Consider the following 15,909-nt stretch of genomic DNA (forward strand, 5'->3'; position numbering starts at 1 on the left):
GACGAGCCAGCGTAGCAAATCGCGGCGCGCGGCGAAGCCAGCTAAATGCGCCTCTCCCCTTGGCCTGGGCCGAACCTGGACGCTATGGTTCGGGGGGCCTTTGGTGAACGGCGAAAGTAACGGGCGGATGGCCATGCCGAGCCAGCCGGACGACCTGATCGGCAGGGTCGTCGCGGGGCGCTATCGCGTCCTCGGCCGGCTGGGGCAGGGCGGGATGGGCACGGTCTACCTGGCCGAGCACGAGGCCATCGAGAAGAAGGTCGCCCTCAAGGTGCTCCGCGCCGAGTACTCGGCCAAGCCCGACCTGGTCGAGCGCTTCCAGCGCGAGGCCATCAGCGCGTCGCGCATCAAGCACCCGAACGTGCTCGACGTCTTCGACTTCGGGCAGCTCGACAACGGCTGCTTCTTCCTGGCGATGGAGTTCCTGGAGGGGCGCGACCTGGCCGACGAGCTCGAGTCCTCCCGCGTGCTCACGCCCGAGCACGCGCTGCGCGTCGTGCTTCAGGTCTGCAAGGCGCTGGCGGTCGCCCACGGCAAGGGCGTGGTGCACCGGGACCTGAAGCCCGAGAACGTGTTCTTGCAGCTGACCGCCGACGGCGAGGAGACGGTGAAGATCGTCGACTTCGGCATCGCGCAGCTGCGCTCGAAGGAGGAGGCCGCCGCCAACGAGACCTCCCGCCGCAGGCTCACGCGCACCGGGATGATCTTCGGCACACCAGAGTACATGTCGCCGGAGCAAGCGGCGGGCCGCCACGCCGATCTACGCGTCGACATCTACGCGACGGGGATCATTCTGTACGAGATGCTCACCGGCGCGGTGCCCTTCACCGGCGACACCTTCTTCGCCGTGCTGAACTCCCACATGACCGACCCGTTGCCGCCGATGCGCGCGCTCTGCCCCGACGTGACCGTGTCGGCAGAGCTCGAAGGCGTGATCGCCAAAGCGCTGGCAAAGAAGCCCGAAGAACGCTTCCAGTCGATGCGGGAGCTGGCCGCGGCCTTGATGACCACGCCGGAGGCCGCCACGCTCGATCCGTTGGCGCGCAAGAGCGCGATCCCCGGCGTGTCGCTGGCGGATTACGATCGCGCGCGCCAGACCTCGGAGTCCGAGATCAGCGCCGAGGCGAAAGTCCACCCGCTGATCTCGCGCGTCGATCGCGGGGACGGGCCGGCCGCTCGCGCCGACACGCTTCCGGTGGGGCTGACCCGCGCCGAAGCGCCGGAGCGACCAGCGGGCAAAGGTGTGTGGATCGCGCTCGGGCTGATCGTGCTGGCGGGTGGAGCCGTGGCGACGCTGAAGCTCCTGCCGGCCCCGAGGACTACGGCCTCGGTCGAGCTCCAAGCGACCACGCCGCTGCCCAGCACCATCGTGGAGCCGATGCAGCCGGCGGAGCTGATCGCGCCGATCCCCTCCGCGGTGGCAGCGCCCGCGGGCAGCGTGCGCCTGAACGTGGTCAGCGAGCCAGAAGGCGCAGTGATCCTGAAGGGCGGCTTCCAGGTCTGCGACAAGGCGCCCTGCGAGGTGCTGGCCGCGAAGAACGAGAGCCTCTCGCTCGAGGCGAAGAAGGACAAGCTGCGCGGCACCGCGAAGGTGTTGGCACAGAGCGACCAGACCGTGACCATCAAGCTCACCGCGCCTGGTAACGGCAAGCGCGCGCAGCCCTGCTATCAAGAAGTGATCGAAGGCGAGCTCAAGGTGATGAAGCCCGTGCCCTGCAAGTGAAGAGCCGCGAGCGATTCACCTTCCGGGGCAACCTGCGCGACAGCCGCCACGGTTGGCTCCGGCTCACGCCCGCCTACTCGCTGCACCTGGTGCGAGCCCTCGCGGCCGAGCGAAAGCGCGCGGAGTTGCCGGTGCTCGACCCATTCTGCGGCACCGGCACGACGCTCTTGGCCTGCGCGGAGCTCGGTGTGCCCTGCGACACGGTCGAGCTGAATCCCTTCCTGGTCTGGCTCGCGAAGGCCAAGGTCGCGCGTTACGACGCCGACGCGCTCCGCGACGCCGCGAGCGCAGTCGCGGCGGCCAGGGAGAGCGCTCGCCGCGCCCGTGCCGAGGCCGGGTGGACACCGCCGCTCCACAACATCGAGCGCTGGTGGAGCCGAGCGACCTTGGACGCGCTGTCGCGGGCTTGGGCGACGCTCGAGGCCGCGCCGCTCGGCGCGCGCAGCCGCGACCTGTGCCGGTTGGCCTTCTGCCGCACGCTGGTGGGCGTCTCGAGCGCGAGCTTCCGCCATCAGTCGATGTCCTTCGCGGAGCTGCGGGTGGAGCGCGCGGCCGAGGCCCGCGCGAAGGTGGCGAGCTCCCTCGGCGCGAGCTTCGCTTCGGTGTCGCAGGCCGCCGCCTTGGACCTGCCGCGCACCGCCCGGCACGTGATTCAGGCGGACTCGCGCGCCGTGGAACGAGCCCTGGGCGAGCGGCGCTTCGGCACCGTGATCACCTCGCCGCCCTACGCCAACCGCATGTCGTACATCCGCGAGCTCCGGCCCTACATGTACTGGCTCGGCTACCTGAGCGACGGCAAGAGCGCCGGGGAGCTCGACTGGCGAGCCATCGGCGGCACCTGGGGCGCGGCGACCAGCAACCTCTCGCGCTGGCAGGCGCCAGACGGAGCCGGCTCGGCCTACCGCGGGCTGGCGCGCCTGGTGAGTCGAATCGCCCGGCGCAGCGACGTCCTCTCGCGCTACGTCGAGCGCTACGCGCTGGACATGGCGGCGCACCTCGCCAGCTTGCGACGCGTGGTCGCCGACGGCGGCAGCATCCACTACGTGGTCGGCAACTCGAAGTTCTTCGACGTGGTGGTGCCCATCGAGGAGATCCTGGCCGCCGAGATGCGCGCCGCTGGCTTCTCGCGCCCGCGAGTCGAGCGCCTGCGCAAGCGCACCAGCAAGCCCGAGCTCTTCGAGTTCGCGGTCAGCGCGTGGGGCTAGCCAACTCGAGCGCATCACGACCGGTGCACCAGCGCGAGGCTCGCTGCCCAGGATGGGACCCCGTAGGCGTCACCGCTCAGCGCGAGCTCGATGCTCGTGGCGCTGCCCCCGACTCGCAGGAAGTCCCAGCCGGCGTAGCCAGCGAGCGAGAGCCCCAATCCGGACATGGCTTTGGCGTCCGTGGCCCGGTGCACCGTGATCACGCAAAGACCCGGTGAGAACCCGGCATGAACGCGCCCCAGCAGCCAGTCCGTACGGTATCGAAAGGCCCAGATCTGGGTGGTCAAGCCGTACTCGGTGCGCCCGAAGAAGGGCTCGATCGAGAAGAAGTCCGCGCCGCGTTCGCCCCAACGCCCGACGGAGAGGCCGAGGTCCACGCCGTACACCGGAATATCCAACAGCTGGCGATAGGTTGCTCCTGCGCGCACTGCAAAGTGACCGCCCACGACCTCTCGCGTCGCTGGCGGTTCTCCCGACTCCTGCGCGACGGCCGCACGCTCCGAGCAAGTGAGCGCGAAGACGAGCGCTGCGACGTCAGCGATGGTCCTCATCGGCAGCCCTCGATGGACTGGGCCTCGGGGCCATACAGACTGGGCTCACACCAGCCGCGACTTCGCACCCCGTCGCAGTCGAGCTTCCGGATGCAGCGGGCCGCGTCGGGTGAGAGGACGGGCCGGGCCGGTTCCCCGCCGCAACCTTCCTCGTACTCGCACTCGAGCTGACCGACGTCGAGATTGCGACAGCAGTCTTGGAGGTGCGCCGCGGCTTCCTCGCACTCGAGCTCGTCTTCGCGCAAGCCGAATCCACGGCTCGTTCCGAAGCCGACCACCAGCGCCAGGAGCAGGGCGCCCAGGGTGCTCGTCCGCGATTCGCTTGGTCTGGCCATCCAGGACGCGCCACCAAGCAGCGGCCGTGCCAAGCAGTCGAAAGGCCATGCTTCGAACAGTCACGTCGCGGTCGGTGTGTCGGCGAGCGCACACCTGGGGTGAGTCCCGCTCACTACGCCGCGTTCGCGAGCAGGCCGAAGGCCGCCACGCCGAAGCGCCGGAGCTCGCGCCGGAGCTCGTTCGCGCGACCGGGCGTGCCGGAGAGCGCGGCGAGAAGCTCGGCGCACCAGCTGTCGAGGGTCTGCTCGCAGCCCGAGAGATCTTCGGACACCCCGTTCAGCACCGCGCGCCAGGCGCGCGCCGTCTCGAGGCCCGGCTCACTCATCACCACGCCGGCAGCAGAAGGGGCGGCGTGGCCGCTCGCGATCAGCGCCTGCCCGAGCGCTTCTCCGACCTCGACGACCTGTCCCTCCACGAAGCTCGGCAAGAGCGCTGCCGCCCGGGTGGCTCCGGCACCCAGCGCCACGCGACAAAGGAGCGAGATCAGCTGCGCGAACGCATCGGGGACCGGCTCGGGCACGCTGACCGGAGTCGGCTCGGCCGGACGTGGCGGCCGGGCGATGGCCCGCGGCCAGCCGGTCGGCGTCATCGGCACCCAGACCGCGCCCTCGTGCAGTGCGGGGTTGTCGTTCGGCAGCTCCGAGCACCAGGCAGTGAACGCACTCACGCCCGGCATTTCAGGCCCGGCCGGTGCGCTCGGCCAACAATCCGGGGGCGCGCGAGCGCCCATCGTCGAGCCACGCTATTCTGGGGGCCATGCGCAGTGTCTTGCTCCTCCTCGCCGTGAGCGCCTTCGGCTGCTCCGCGAACCCGCCCCCTCGCTGGCAAGAAGGTGGCGCGCCCATCGTCATCGCCCCGGCCCGCTGGGATCGCCCCGACGACGACTCGATCCAGATCCACGCCGACGGCAAAGTCACCGAGGACGGCGACCTGCTCTTCGTGCTCGACCGAGCTGGACGCGTCGTGGACAAGGACTACGAGCCCGTCGCCATCCTGATGCCCGACGGACACGTCGGCGGACCGGACAACGTGCTGCTCGGCCGGGTCGGCCACGCCAACGCCGCCCCGCCGGGCTCCGCCGCGGCCTGGCTCGCGGTGATGCCGAACGGGCAGGTCGTGCGCTTCGACGACGAAGGCGATCGGCACGACGCCGGCGTCTGGTACGGCTGCGAAGGGCCGCAAAAGCGCACCTGCACGCTGGTCACCCACGTGCTCTGGGTGCGCAACTACATGAGGAACTCCCGCGGCGGCGTGTCGGTCGGCGTGGGCGTGATGATGACGCCCTGACCAGAGTTCGCTAGAACTCCGGCCACCATGCTGGACGGTCGCTGGGTCGCGGATCACTTGGACGAGGCACGTGCGGGACTCACGCGCCGCTCCGCGGAGACGGGCCAGCTGCTCGACGACGCCGGACCCCTCTTTTTGCGCCGGCGCGAGCTGATCGGCAAGACCGAGAGCTTGCAGGCGCGCCGCAACGCCGCCAACGAGGAGATGAGCAAGCTCGCCAAGGGCGGCGACAAGACCGCCTTCGCCGCGCGCCGCGACGAGCTGAAGGAGCTGTCGGCCGAGATCAAGAGCCTGGAAGAGCAGCTCGGCGCCGTCGAGCGCGAGGTCGAGGAGAAGCTCCTCGCGATCCCGAACCTGCCCCACGCCTCGACGCCCGACGGCACCGGCTCCGACGACAACCCCGTGCGGCGCACCTGGGGCGAGAAACCCAGCTTCGACTTCGACCCCAAGCCCCACTGGGACGTCGGCGCAGCGCTCGGCATCCTGGACTTCGAGCGCGCCTCGAAGCTCAGCGGAGCCCGCTTCAGCGTGCTCTGGGGCGCCGGCGCTCGTCTCGAGCGTGCGCTGGTCGCGTTCATGCTCGACCTGCACACCCGCGAGCACGGCTACACCGAGGTGTATCCGCCGTTCCTGGTCAAAGGCGCCGCGCTCCGCGGCACCGGTCAGCTACCGAAGTTCGAGGCGGACCTGTTCAAGACCTTCCGCAACGATCCCGAAGATCCCGACGCGCTCTACTTGATCCCGACCGCCGAGGTCCCGGTCACCAACCTGCACGCCGACGAGATCCTGGACGGCGCGAAGCTGCCGCTCGGGTACACGGCCTACACGCCGTGCTTCCGCAGCGAGGCCGGCTCCTACGGCAAGGACGTGCGCGGGCTCATCCGCCAGCACCAGTTCGACAAGGTCGAGGTGGTGCGCTTCGTCGCGCCGGAGCAGGGCGAAGCGGAGCTCGAGCTCTTGACCGGACACGCCGAGGCCGTGCTCCAGCGCCTGGGCCTGCACTATCGCGTGGTGTCGCTGTGCACGGGCGACCTGGGCTTCAGCTCCACGAAGACCTACGACCTCGAGGTCTGGTTGCCCTCGCAGAACGCCTACCGCGAGATCTCGAGCTGTTCCTGGTTCACCGACTACCAGGCGCGCCGAGCCAAGATCCGCTACCGCGCCGAGCCGAAAGGCAAGGCGCGCTTCGTGCACACGCTGAACGGCTCGGGGCTGGCCGTGGGTCGCACGCTGGTGGCCATCCTCGAACAGTTCCAGCAGAAGGACGGCAGCGTGATCATCCCGGAGGCGCTGCGCGCCTTCATGGGGACGGATCGGCTCACGCCGAGCTAGCGCCGCCGCCCGCCCTGCTTCTTGCCGCGACCGCCGCCGCGCTTGGGAGCCGGCCGTGCCGCCGGGCGTGCGCCGCGCTGGGGGCGAGCCCCACGCCCGGGCGCTGTAGGCTTCTCGCGGCCGCGCCGGCCGCGCTCGCCCGAGCCGGTGCGCTCCATCTGCTTCATCATCCGCTCCGGGAGCACGCGCCGTGCCATCGTCATGCGTCGCAAGACGGCGACGTCCTCGATCTCGACCAGCATGCGATCCCCGAGCGTGATGCGATCTCCGGAACGCAAGCCCACCACGCTGAGCTCGTCTTCGCTCGCCTCGTAGTGATCGGGACCGAGCACCTCGAAGCGCACGAGCACGTCCACGAACGGCTCGTCGAGCGCCACGAACACGCCGCTGCCGACGATGGCGGTGACGGTGCCCTCGAGCACGTCGCCGATGCGCGTCCGCATGTAGAGCGCGCGGTACAGATCCACGACCTCGCGCTCGACCTCCATTGCGGCCCGCTCGCGGGCGCTGGCGGTGGTGGCTGCCATGCGCAGGTCTTCGATGGCGTTCGGCGAGGTGTCGATCTTTCCGCCCCGGAGCACGTGCTTCACCGCCCGGTGCACCAGGAGATCCGGATAGCGGCGGATGGGCGAAGTGAAGTGCAGATACGCCGCCGAAGCCAGGCCGAAATGCCCGATGTTGGCGATGTCGTACTGCGCTTGCTTGAGCGAGCGCAGGAGCAGCATCTCCAGCACCCGCTTCTTCTCGTGCCCGGCGATGCGCGCCAAGAAGTGGCTGACGCCGCGGGGCTCGAGCAGGCCGTTCAGGTCCACGTCGAGGCCGATGGTCTCCGCGCAAGCGCCGAGCCGCTCGAGCTTCTGCTCGTCGGGCTGGCCGTGGACGCGGTAGATGGCGGGACAGCGCCGCTTGCCCAGCCACTCCGCCACTAGCTCGTTGGCGAGCAGCATCAGCTCTTCGATCATCTGATAGGCGCGCTTGACCCCCGGATCCTGCGCGCGCTGCACCACGTCCGTGGGCTCGCCGGTCTGCTCGTCGAGCACCACCTTGGCCTCCGGCAGATCCAGGTCGAGCGCGCCCCGCGCGAGCCTCGTCTTGCGCAGCTTGCGCGCCAGGTCGTCCAGCGCCTTCAGGCCCTTCTTCATCGCCTCCGCCTGCGCGCTCTTGGGCGGGGTCTCCGTGAAGCCGAGCGCCCGCGCCACACCCGGGTACGTGAGCATGGCGTGGGAGCGCATCAAGCCTTCGACGACCTCGAACTCCTGCACGACGCCGTGGCGATCGAGGTCGGCAATCACGCACAAGCAGAGGCGATCCGCCTCCGGCATCAGCGAGCACAGGTCCGAGGCCAGCGCCGCGGGCAGCATGGGAATGGCGCGGTCGGGCAGGTAGATGGTGCACCCGCGGGCCCGCGCCTCGGCGTCGAGCTCGGTGCCGGGCTGCACGTATTCGCTCACGTCGGCGATGGCGACCCAGGCGCGGTAGCCCTCGCCGATGCGCTCGACCCAGACGGCGTCGTCGTGGTCCCGCGCGTCCTCCGGATCGATGGTCGGCAGCGGCACGTGCCGCAGGTCGACCCGCCCCTCGGCGTGCAGCCGCGAGAGCTTGGCCGCCATGGCCTCCGCCTCGCGCATCGCGCCATCCGGGTGCTCTTCCTCGATCTGCTCGCGCAACAGGATCTTCTCGACCTCGACCACCGGATCGCCCGGCGCGCCCAGCACGGCCACCAGATCGGCCTCGGCGTTCTCGTTCGCGTACTCAGGGAAGCGCGTGATGCTGACCACGGCGGCGTCGCCGTCGTTGCCGACCTTGGCGTGGCTCGCCACCACGATGGGCCCGCGGATGCGCGCGTCGTCCGGCTCGAGCCACACGCTCTTGCCGCGCCGGCGCAGCACGCCGGCCAGCCGGGGGCTGCGCCGCGCGACGATGGCGTCGATGCGTCCCTCGACGCCGCGCGAGGTGCGACCGATCTCGGTGACGCGCACGCGGTCGCCGTGCAGCGCGCCGCCGATGCCGTCCGGCGCCACGTACACGTCGTCTTGCCCCACGGCGGAGACGAAACCGAAGCCCCGCGGGTGGACGCTGAGCAGTCCCTCCCAGCTCGAGCCGGTGGCGTCGGGGCGCTTCTGCGCCTTGAAGCGATGACCGGCGATTGGCTTGATGGTGCCGTCGAGGCTCAGCTGATCGAGCAGGGTGAGCAGACGGGAGTACGCCGCCTCGTCCACGCCGAGCCGAGTGGCGAGCTCGCGCGCGTGGAGCGGCCGCGCGGCCTCGTGCAGGCAGCGCACGATCTCACCGCGCGCGGGCAGGGGCTTTGCCATGGCGGGGGCATACCCGAAAAACGCCTCGCCAAACAGGGCCTCCCCGCCGCGATTCCGAGTAGTATGGCCCGGCCGTGCGGATCGCCCTCTGGCTCATCATCCTGCGCATCTCGACCCTGGTCGCCCTGGGCGTCAGCGGCGCGTTGTTGGTGGACTACGTGAGCTTCAGCCCGGCGTTCTGCAGCCCCGGCTCTGGCTGCTCGGCGGTGCGCTCGAGCGGGTTCGGCTATCTGTTCAACGGCCTCCTGCCCGTGCCGGCGATCGGCATCGCGGGATTCGCCGCGCTCTTCGTGGTCTCGCTCTCCGCTGGTCTCCGGCGCTGGACGTTCCCCATGGCCGGTGTGGGCGGCGCCGTCGCGCTCTTCTTCATCGTGCTCCAAGCGGTGAAGATCGGCGAATTCTGCCTGCTCTGCGTGGTGGTGGACGTGGCCGGGATCATCGCCGCCGTCGCGGCGTACTTCGCGCAGAAGCAAGAGCGCGCGCGGGATCCGTTCGCGCCCTGGGCCTGGGTGCTGTTCGCCGTCGCGGCCATCGGCGCGCCCCTGGCCTGGCCGCGCCTCCGGCCTCAGGCGCCCGTCCCCGCCGGCATCGCCAGCTACTACCAGGCCGGCAAGATCAACGTCGTCGAGTTCGCCGACTTCGAGTGCCCGTTCTGCCGCGCGCTCCACCCGCTCTTGAAGAAGCTGGTGAAGGAGCGCGAAGGCAAGGTGAACTTCGTGCGCCTGAACATGCCGCTGCCGCGCCACACGAGCGCGATGGACGCCGCCAAGGCCGCGGTGTGCGCCGAAGCGCAGGGCAAGGGCGACGAGATGGCCGACCAGATGTTCGAGATCGAGGATCTGTCGACCACCAACCTGCGCCGCATCGCGATGGGGATCCGGCTCGATCCGAAGGCGTTCGACGCCTGCTTCGCGGCGCCCGCCACCGTCGAGCGCATCCAGCGCGAGTCGAAGATCCTGCGCGACGCCGGCTTCCAGGGCCTGCCGACGACCTACGTCGGCGCGCGGCAGATCGTCGGCGCTCAGGCCGAGGAAGTGTTCCGCGAGGCCTTCGACCAGGCGGCCCGTGGCGAGGGCGGGAGCGGTGTCCCCGGCGGGGTGTTCGCGGCGGTCATCGCGGCCGCGGTGGGCGCGGTGGCGTTCCTGGGACGGCGCACCGACGACGACGAGCCCGAACCCAACCCGCGGGAACGCAAACGCGCGAGGGACGACGACGACGACTCTGATTCCGACGACGACGACTCTGATTCCGACGACGACGACTCTGATTCCGACGACGACGACTCTGATTCCGACGACGACGACTCTGATTCCGACGACGACGACCGCGGGGGCGGCGGTGACGACTCGAGCTCGAGCGACAGCAGCGACTCGGGCTCGAGTGACAGAGGGTAGAGCACCGACGACTGGCCTGGCCCCACTTGTGGGCCTTTGTGGTATAGTCGGACATGGCAAACCAAGAAAGCTCAGCGCCCCCCGGCGACGGACACGAGGTCCCGCTGGAAGTCTTTCAGGCGCTCCCCAAGACGGACCTCCACGTCCACCTCGACGGCTCGCTCCGCCTCCAGACCATCCTCGACATCGCGAAGAAAGAGGGCATCGAGCTGCCCGCGAACACCGTCGAAGGCCTGCGCGCGGCCATCGGCTGCGGCAAGAACTTCGGCTCCCTGGTCGACTACCTGAAGGGCTTCGACATCACGCTGCGCGTGATGCAGACCGAGGAGTCCCTGGAGCGCATCGCCTTCGAGCTGGCAGAAGACGCGCACCAGGAGAACGTCCGCTACATGGAGGTGCGCTACTCGCCCATGCTCCACCGGCGGCGCGGCCTCAAGCTGACCAAGGTGGTCGAGGCGGTGCTCGACGGGCTGCGCCGCGCCCGCGAGACGTATGGCATCAAGGCCAACGTGATCATCTGCGGGATCCGCAACATCTCGCCGGAGAGCTCCTACGAGATGGCCGAGCTGGCCGTCGCTTACAAGGGACGCGGCGTCGTGGGCTTCGACCTCGCCGGTGCCGAAGCAGACTTTCCCGCGAAGCACCACCGCGACTCGTTCCAGCTGGTGCGCGACAACAACATCAACTGCACCATCCACGCTGGCGAGGCCTACGGGCCGGAGTCCGTCGCGCAGGCCATCCACGTCTGCGGCGCCCATCGCATCGGGCACGGCTGCCGCCTGCGCGAGAACGGCGACCTGCTCCACTACGTCAACGACCACCGGATCCCGCTGGAGTGCTGTCCTTCCAGCAACGTGCAGACCGGCGCGGTCCGAGACATCGGGAGTCACCCGCTGAAGTTCTATTACGACCTGGGTCTGCGCGTGACGGTGAACACCGACAACCGGCTGATCACGGACACCAGTGTGTCGAAGGAGCTCTGGCTCTGCCACACGCAGATGGGCCTCGCGTTCTCGGACATCAAGAACATCGTCGTCGCCGGCTTCAAGTCGAGCTTCCGGCCGTTCCATGAGAAACAGGCCGCGCTACGCCGCGTGACGCTGGAGCTCGATCGCTACGACGACCTCGGCAACGTGAAGTCCACGGCGCCTGCCGCCGAATCGCGCCGCACGCGCGCAAGCGCCGAGCTCGCCGCGGAGCCCCGGAGTTAGCGCGCCGGATCGAACGTGAGCGGGTAGCTGACCGCGACCTTGGTACCCTTCGGTGGGGGCGGCAGCGGCAGCGCCTCGACCACACCGGCCACGCACTTTGCGACCGCGTGGCCGGCCAAGCTGCCCGAGAGCTTCAGCTCGCTCACGGCGCCGCTCGGCCCGACGCTGACGTGGAGCTTCAAGTCACCCGCGAGCGCCGGCTCGAACTTCAACGCGTCCTCGTAGCAGCGGCGGATCTTGGCGCGCACCTGGCGCACTCCGCGCTCCACCTCTGCCGGGCTCGCTCGAAGCTTCGGATCGACACGGCTAGGGTTGTCGCGCAGCGAGACGCAGCGCCTCGCCGCCGCGCTCGTCACGGCGTGGGCCTCGGCCAGCGTGGCGCAACGGGTGAGCGTCTCCGCCGCGGCCTGGCGCATCGGCGTCGTGGTGTCTTCCAGCGCCGACAGGTAGGCGGCCTTGAGCTCGGCGGTCTTGGCGATGTTCGCTGGCATCGATCCTTCGCCGGCGCGATAGGTCCGCTCCGCGAGCAGGAGCGACATCTCGCCGGCCTCGGAAAGCACGGTGACGCGCTCGGCCGCGGAGCTCGCCGCGTCCAAAGCCTTGGCGTAGCGGCTCGAGGCCTCGTCGTGGAGCTTGCGCACCTCCGAGAACCAGGGCCCGAGCTTTCTCCGCACGAAGTCCTTCGAGCTCGCGACGCGCTTGGGCGCCTGGTGCTTCTCGAACGCCGCCCGGCCGTCGCGCGCCCGCCCGAGCGCGGCATCGAAACGGCTCGCGGCGGGGGGCGGCGTGGCTTGTCCGAGCGCCACGCTGCTCGTCGAGACCACCGCGAGCACCCAAGCCCAGCGCATGCCAGCTCGGACACCGACGCGCCGGAGAGTTTGGCTCAAAAGCGGATCCCGGCGCGCACGTCGCCCGCAGTCGCGGCCTCGAGCGCGTCCACGGCCCGCTCGACTTCCGCCGAGTCGCTCTCCGGCAGCTTGACCAAGAAGCGCACGTACAGGTCGCCGTGCTGGTTGCCGCGCTTCACGCCCTTCTTCGCCAGCCGCACGACCTTGCCGCTCTGCGCGTGCTTCGGCACCGTCAAGCTGACCTCTCCGTCGGGGGTCGGCACGCGCACCTTGGCGCCGCGGTGCGCCTCCGCCACCGTGATCGGCAGGTCCAGATGGAGGTCGAGGCCCTTGCGCTCGAAGACCGGGTGCGGCGAGACGCGGATGGTCAGCACCAGGTCACCGGCCGGCCCGCCCATGCCTGGCGCCCCGTGGCCCGCCACACGAACCTTGTCGCCGTCACCGGCCCCGGGCGGCACCCGCACGGTCACGTCTCCGCCGCGCTCTTGCACGCGCAAGCTGAGGTTGGCGCCGCGGATGGCGCTGACGAAGTCCACGGTCACCTCCGCGGCCACGTCCGAGCCCTTGCTGGGCCGGCCGCGTCCCCGCGCCTGATTGAACAAGTCGCCGAACAGGTCGCCGAAGCCGCCGCCGTTGCCGCCGCCGCTCAGGATGTCGTCGAGGGAGAAGCCCTGCCCCCCGCGCGCGCGCCCGCCCCGCGACGCGCGCCGGTACGCGCGGGCGGCGTTGGCGTTGAAACCCTCCCGCAGGCCCTCCTCGCCGAACTCGTCGTACAGCTTGCGCTGCTTCTGGTCGCTCAGCACCTGGTAGGCGCGGTTGACGGCCTTGAAGCGGCTCTCCGCCTTCTTGTCCCCGGGGTGGCGGTCGGGGTGGAGCTTCGCGGCGAGCTTCCGGTACGCCTTCTTGATCTCCTCCTCGCTGGCGCTCTTCGCGACGCCCAGCTCCGAATAGAAGTCCGCTGCCATGATGACGCCCCCGGAACCTATGCCCGCGATCGGGCCCTCGCAACGGTCGCGCTCGCGACCAGGGAGTCGGTCCCGGCGTCCGGCGCTCGGTCGGAGAAGTCCGCGCTGAAGCGGATGTCCGAGAAGCCGTTGTAGTGCAGGAGCGCCTCCATTTCCCGGGGGAAGAACTGCCGGTGCGAGAGCGGCACGCTGGCCGCTTCACCCCCACCCGCCGGGGTCATGTCCATCCAGATGACCAGGAGCTGCCGGAGCGGGTGGTACTCGAAGCGCTCCCGATAACGGGTGGTCTTGCCCGTGCTCGGGTGGCGGAAGCTCGGGGCGCCGAACGAGCGATTGGGATCCAACGCCAGATCCGCCGGGGAGGGCAGCGAGAAGTCGAAGACGAAGCGCCCCCCGGGCGCGAGGTGCTCCCGGACCCGGGCGAAGAAGGCCTCCACGTCCGGCCGTTCGTACAGGTGGAGCACCGTGTTGAACGGCGCGATCACCAAGGGAAACCGCCGCCGCAAGCGCACGCTGCGCATGTCCCCGTGCACCCGCTCGACGCGCTCCGCCAGCGCGCCGCGGAGCTTCTTCCCGAGGCTCTCCAGCATGCGCTCCGAGAGGTCCACGCCCACCACGTCGAAGCCGGCCCGGGCGAGCGCCAGCGCGACGCGCCCGTTGCCCACCCCGTACTCGAGCACCGGACCGCCGTAGCGCTTGGCGACGCTCACGTAGAAGGCGACGTCGCGCTTCCGGTCGCGGTAGGCCAGATCGTAGTAGGCCGGGTCGTCGTAGTGCGCGCGCGCGCCGGCATCGCGCACGGCGTCGACGTCGTCGATCACCGGCCCGCGCTTGGCCATCTCGTGGCTCCGCGAGACTCGAGTCAGAGCGTGCGATCGAACATCGCGCACTCGGCGATGTACTCGCGCACGACGTCGTCGGCGGTGCGGTGGAAGCGCACGCGGCCCTTGGCGATCTCGCGCAGGCTGACCACGGCGGGCTTGTTCTTGGCGTTGACCAGCTGGGGCGCGCCCTTCATCAGCTGCCGGCAGCGAGTGGAAGCGAGCACCACCAGGGCGAAGCGGTTCTCTTCTTGCTCCAGGCAGTCTTCGACGGTGACGCGTGCCATCTTGATCTCGCTCCTAGGAAAGGGGCGCGGACACTAGCCAAAGGCGCCCGGCCGCGCAACCTCGGGGACAAACCCGCGAAATTTCAGGGGAGACGCCTGCGGCGCAGGGCCAAGAAGACCAGCGCCGCCCAGACCCCGAGACCCGCCGGCTCCTCCGCGCCCACGCGGCAGCCGCAGCCACCGGAGCCGCCGCTCTTCGGTTTCACGCCGCTTCCGCCGCTACCCGGCGCGCCGCCCGCGGACGTGCCGCCCGTCGTTGCGCCGCCGCTGCCCCCCGTCGTCACGCCGCCGCTGCCCCCCGTCGCCGCCCCACCGCTGCCCCCGGTGCCAGGTGTCCCGGTGCCGTACTCGTAAGCTCCGACGTCGAGCGACCCCACCACCGGCCGCGCCTGCGCCGCCCCGACCGCCTCGAGCGTGTGCAGCGGCGGGAGGAACGCGGGCGCCGAGAGCGGGGCCGGGAACTCGTAGCCCGCTGCGCTGGCAGTAGTGCCCGCCTTGTCGAGGAGCGGGCTCGCCGCCGTCGGGTGCGGATCCGAGGCACCGGAAACGAAGCCCGGATCACTTCCGGTCAGGCTGCCGGTCCACTCGCCTGGCGCATTGGTCGAGCCGGTCGGGTACCAGTTGTTGCTGCCGGCGATGACGGCGCTGCCGCTCTTCCAGTTGGCCTCGACCATTCGTAGCAGGTTCACCGGGCCGCCTCCCTCGGCGAAGAACACGTTGTTGTGCATCTCCACGCTCTCGATGCCGTCGAACAGGCGGAACACGGCGCTGCCACCGGCCTGCGTGATCACCGTGTTGTTGACGAAGCGGTAGCGGCCGAAGGTCTGGCCGGTGCCGTCGCCGCCGAAGCGCACGACGTAGGTGCTGGCGGTCTTGACCAGCACGTTGCCCACGACGTCCGAGTCCTCCCGCGCCAGGGCCTCGTTCTGTCCGTCGGGCCCGATGAGCTCGAGCTCGTGGTACATCGCGCCCTGGATCCAGTTGTAGTAAATCTCGTTGCGCTCGGCGCGGGACTTGACGTTGTTTCCGCCGTTGGCGTCGTGCACGTAGCAGTGCTGCATACGGAACACGCTCTTCGGGTGCGCCGTCTCGTCGGTGGCCATGTAGATTTGGTGGTCGAACGTGCCGCCGCCGCACTTGTAGACCTCGACGTACTCGAGCAAGAGCGAGCCCGAGTCCTGATCGGCGCCGAGCAGGCCGTGCTTCGGGCAGTCGTGGATCACCGAGTCGCGCAGCGTGATGTCGTGCGCGTGGTGGTAGAAGCAGCGGAACGATCCTCCGGTCAGCTCGAGGCCCTCGAACACGTAGTGATCGCCCTGCGCCTCGATGGTGTTGGTGGCGCCGCTCACCACCGGCCGCTTGCCGTTCACGCGCAGGCCGCGGATGGTGATTTTGCTGGCGGCGCTGCCGGCTCTGTCGAACACCACGCCGCCGGCGTAGGTCGCGTCGCCGTCGAGCTCGACGACGTCACCCGGGCCGAGCAGGCCCGCGACCTCCGAGAGCTGCTTGTACTGCTGCGCCGGCCCGACCTTGTAGGTCGTGGCCCAAGCCGCGCTCGGTAACAGGACCAGGCAGAGCGCGCCAAGACTGGCGAGGGACGGACGCATGTCGAGCCTCCTTGGCCGGAGACTACG

At 70.0% G+C, this 15,909-nt stretch carries 15 protein-coding genes; 6 read left to right on the forward strand and 9 right to left on the reverse strand.

Annotation, left to right across the window (positions count from 1 at the left end; genetic code table 11):
- The first annotated feature begins 127 nt into the window (after window positions 1-127).
- Together HS104_03670 and HS104_03675 are read left to right on the forward strand one after the other, a co-directional pair.
- A complete protein-coding gene (locus HS104_03670) occupies window positions 128-1,723 on the forward strand; it encodes a protein kinase (GenBank protein MBE7479078.1) in 1,596 nt (531 codons plus the stop codon).
- On the forward strand, window positions 1,720-2,928 hold the full coding sequence (locus HS104_03675) for an SAM-dependent methyltransferase (protein MBE7479079.1): 1,209 nt from the start codon (window positions 1,720-1,722) through the stop codon (window positions 2,926-2,928). Before HS104_03670 ends, HS104_03675 begins: the two co-directional genes overlap by 4 nt.
- Window positions 2,929-2,942: 14 nt before the next feature.
- Here the strand turns inward: HS104_03675 and HS104_03680 are convergent, their stop codons facing one another.
- The 3 genes from HS104_03680 to HS104_03690 all read right to left on the reverse strand — a co-directional run bounded on the left by HS104_03680 (window position 2,943) and on the right by HS104_03690 (window position 4,482).
- A complete protein-coding gene (locus HS104_03680) occupies window positions 2,943-3,479 on the reverse strand; it encodes a hypothetical protein (GenBank protein MBE7479080.1) in 537 nt (178 codons plus the stop codon).
- Window positions 3,476-3,814, reverse strand: coding sequence for a hypothetical protein (locus tag HS104_03685; GenBank protein ID MBE7479081.1), 339 nt, complete (start codon window positions 3,812-3,814; stop codon window positions 3,476-3,478). The genes HS104_03680 and HS104_03685 overlap by 4 nt, the downstream gene beginning before the upstream one ends.
- A 113-nt stretch (window positions 3,815-3,927) precedes the next feature.
- The gene (locus HS104_03690; GenBank protein MBE7479082.1) at window positions 3,928-4,482 is read right to left on the reverse strand and encodes a hypothetical protein; all 555 of its coding nucleotides are present in this window, start codon (window positions 4,480-4,482) and stop codon (window positions 3,928-3,930) included.
- An 89-nt stretch (window positions 4,483-4,571) separates the two neighbouring features.
- Between HS104_03690 and HS104_03695 the strand changes: the two genes are divergently transcribed.
- Together HS104_03695 and serS are read left to right on the forward strand one after the other, a co-directional pair.
- Window positions 4,572-5,102, forward strand: a complete 531-nt coding sequence (locus HS104_03695; protein ID MBE7479083.1) for a hypothetical protein — start codon at window positions 4,572-4,574, stop codon at window positions 5,100-5,102.
- Window positions 5,103-5,129: 27 nt separating this feature from the next.
- Window positions 5,130-6,434 carry a serine--tRNA ligase gene (serS, locus tag HS104_03700; protein ID MBE7479084.1) on the forward strand — a complete coding sequence of 435 codons (1,305 nt, stop codon included), beginning with the start codon at window positions 5,130-5,132 and terminating at the stop codon, window positions 6,432-6,434.
- Here serS and rnr read toward each other — a convergent pair.
- The gene (gene rnr, locus HS104_03705; GenBank protein ID MBE7479085.1) at window positions 6,431-8,749 is read right to left on the reverse strand and encodes a ribonuclease R; all 2,319 of its coding nucleotides are present in this window, start codon (window positions 8,747-8,749) and stop codon (window positions 6,431-6,433) included. The two genes, serS and rnr, sit on opposite strands and share 4 nt — an antisense overlap.
- A gap of 74 nt (window positions 8,750-8,823) precedes the next feature.
- Between rnr and HS104_03710 the strand changes: the two genes are divergently transcribed.
- Entirely contained in the window at window positions 8,824-10,143 is a 1,320-nt protein-coding gene (locus HS104_03710) for a thioredoxin domain-containing protein (GenBank protein MBE7479086.1), read from the forward strand.
- A 53-nt stretch (window positions 10,144-10,196) separates the two neighbouring features.
- Window positions 10,197-11,354 carry an adenosine deaminase gene (add, locus tag HS104_03715; GenBank protein ID MBE7479087.1) on the forward strand — a complete coding sequence of 386 codons (1,158 nt, stop codon included), beginning with the start codon at window positions 10,197-10,199 and terminating at the stop codon, window positions 11,352-11,354.
- On the opposite strand, the gene HS104_03720 is transcribed toward add, so the two are convergent.
- The 5 genes from HS104_03720 to HS104_03740 all read right to left on the reverse strand — a co-directional run bounded on the left by HS104_03720 (window position 11,351) and on the right by HS104_03740 (window position 15,882).
- On the reverse strand, window positions 11,351-12,202 hold the full coding sequence (locus HS104_03720; protein MBE7479088.1) for an AgmX/PglI C-terminal domain-containing protein: 852 nt from the start codon (window positions 12,200-12,202) through the stop codon (window positions 11,351-11,353). The genes add and HS104_03720 overlap by 4 nt on opposite strands.
- A 35-nt stretch (window positions 12,203-12,237) precedes the next feature.
- Window positions 12,238-13,167 carry a J domain-containing protein gene (locus HS104_03725; GenBank protein MBE7479089.1) on the reverse strand — a complete coding sequence of 310 codons (930 nt, stop codon included), beginning with the start codon at window positions 13,165-13,167 and terminating at the stop codon, window positions 12,238-12,240.
- Between the two features lie 17 nt (window positions 13,168-13,184).
- Window positions 13,185-14,006: a class I SAM-dependent methyltransferase gene (locus HS104_03730; GenBank protein ID MBE7479090.1), complete on the reverse strand. Its 822-nt coding sequence runs from the start codon at window positions 14,004-14,006 to the stop codon at window positions 13,185-13,187.
- Between the two features lie 23 nt (window positions 14,007-14,029).
- Window positions 14,030-14,275 carry a DNA-directed RNA polymerase subunit omega gene (locus tag HS104_03735; GenBank protein ID MBE7479091.1) on the reverse strand — a complete coding sequence of 82 codons (246 nt, stop codon included), beginning with the start codon at window positions 14,273-14,275 and terminating at the stop codon, window positions 14,030-14,032.
- A gap of 83 nt (window positions 14,276-14,358) precedes the next feature.
- Window positions 14,359-15,882, reverse strand: coding sequence for a hypothetical protein (locus HS104_03740; GenBank protein MBE7479092.1), 1,524 nt, complete (start codon window positions 15,880-15,882; stop codon window positions 14,359-14,361).
- Between the last annotated feature and the right edge of the window lie 27 nt (window positions 15,883-15,909).

This window comes from Polyangiaceae bacterium (assembly GCA_015075635.1).
GTDB lineage: Bacteria > Myxococcota_A > Polyangia > Polyangiales > Polyangiaceae > JADJKB01.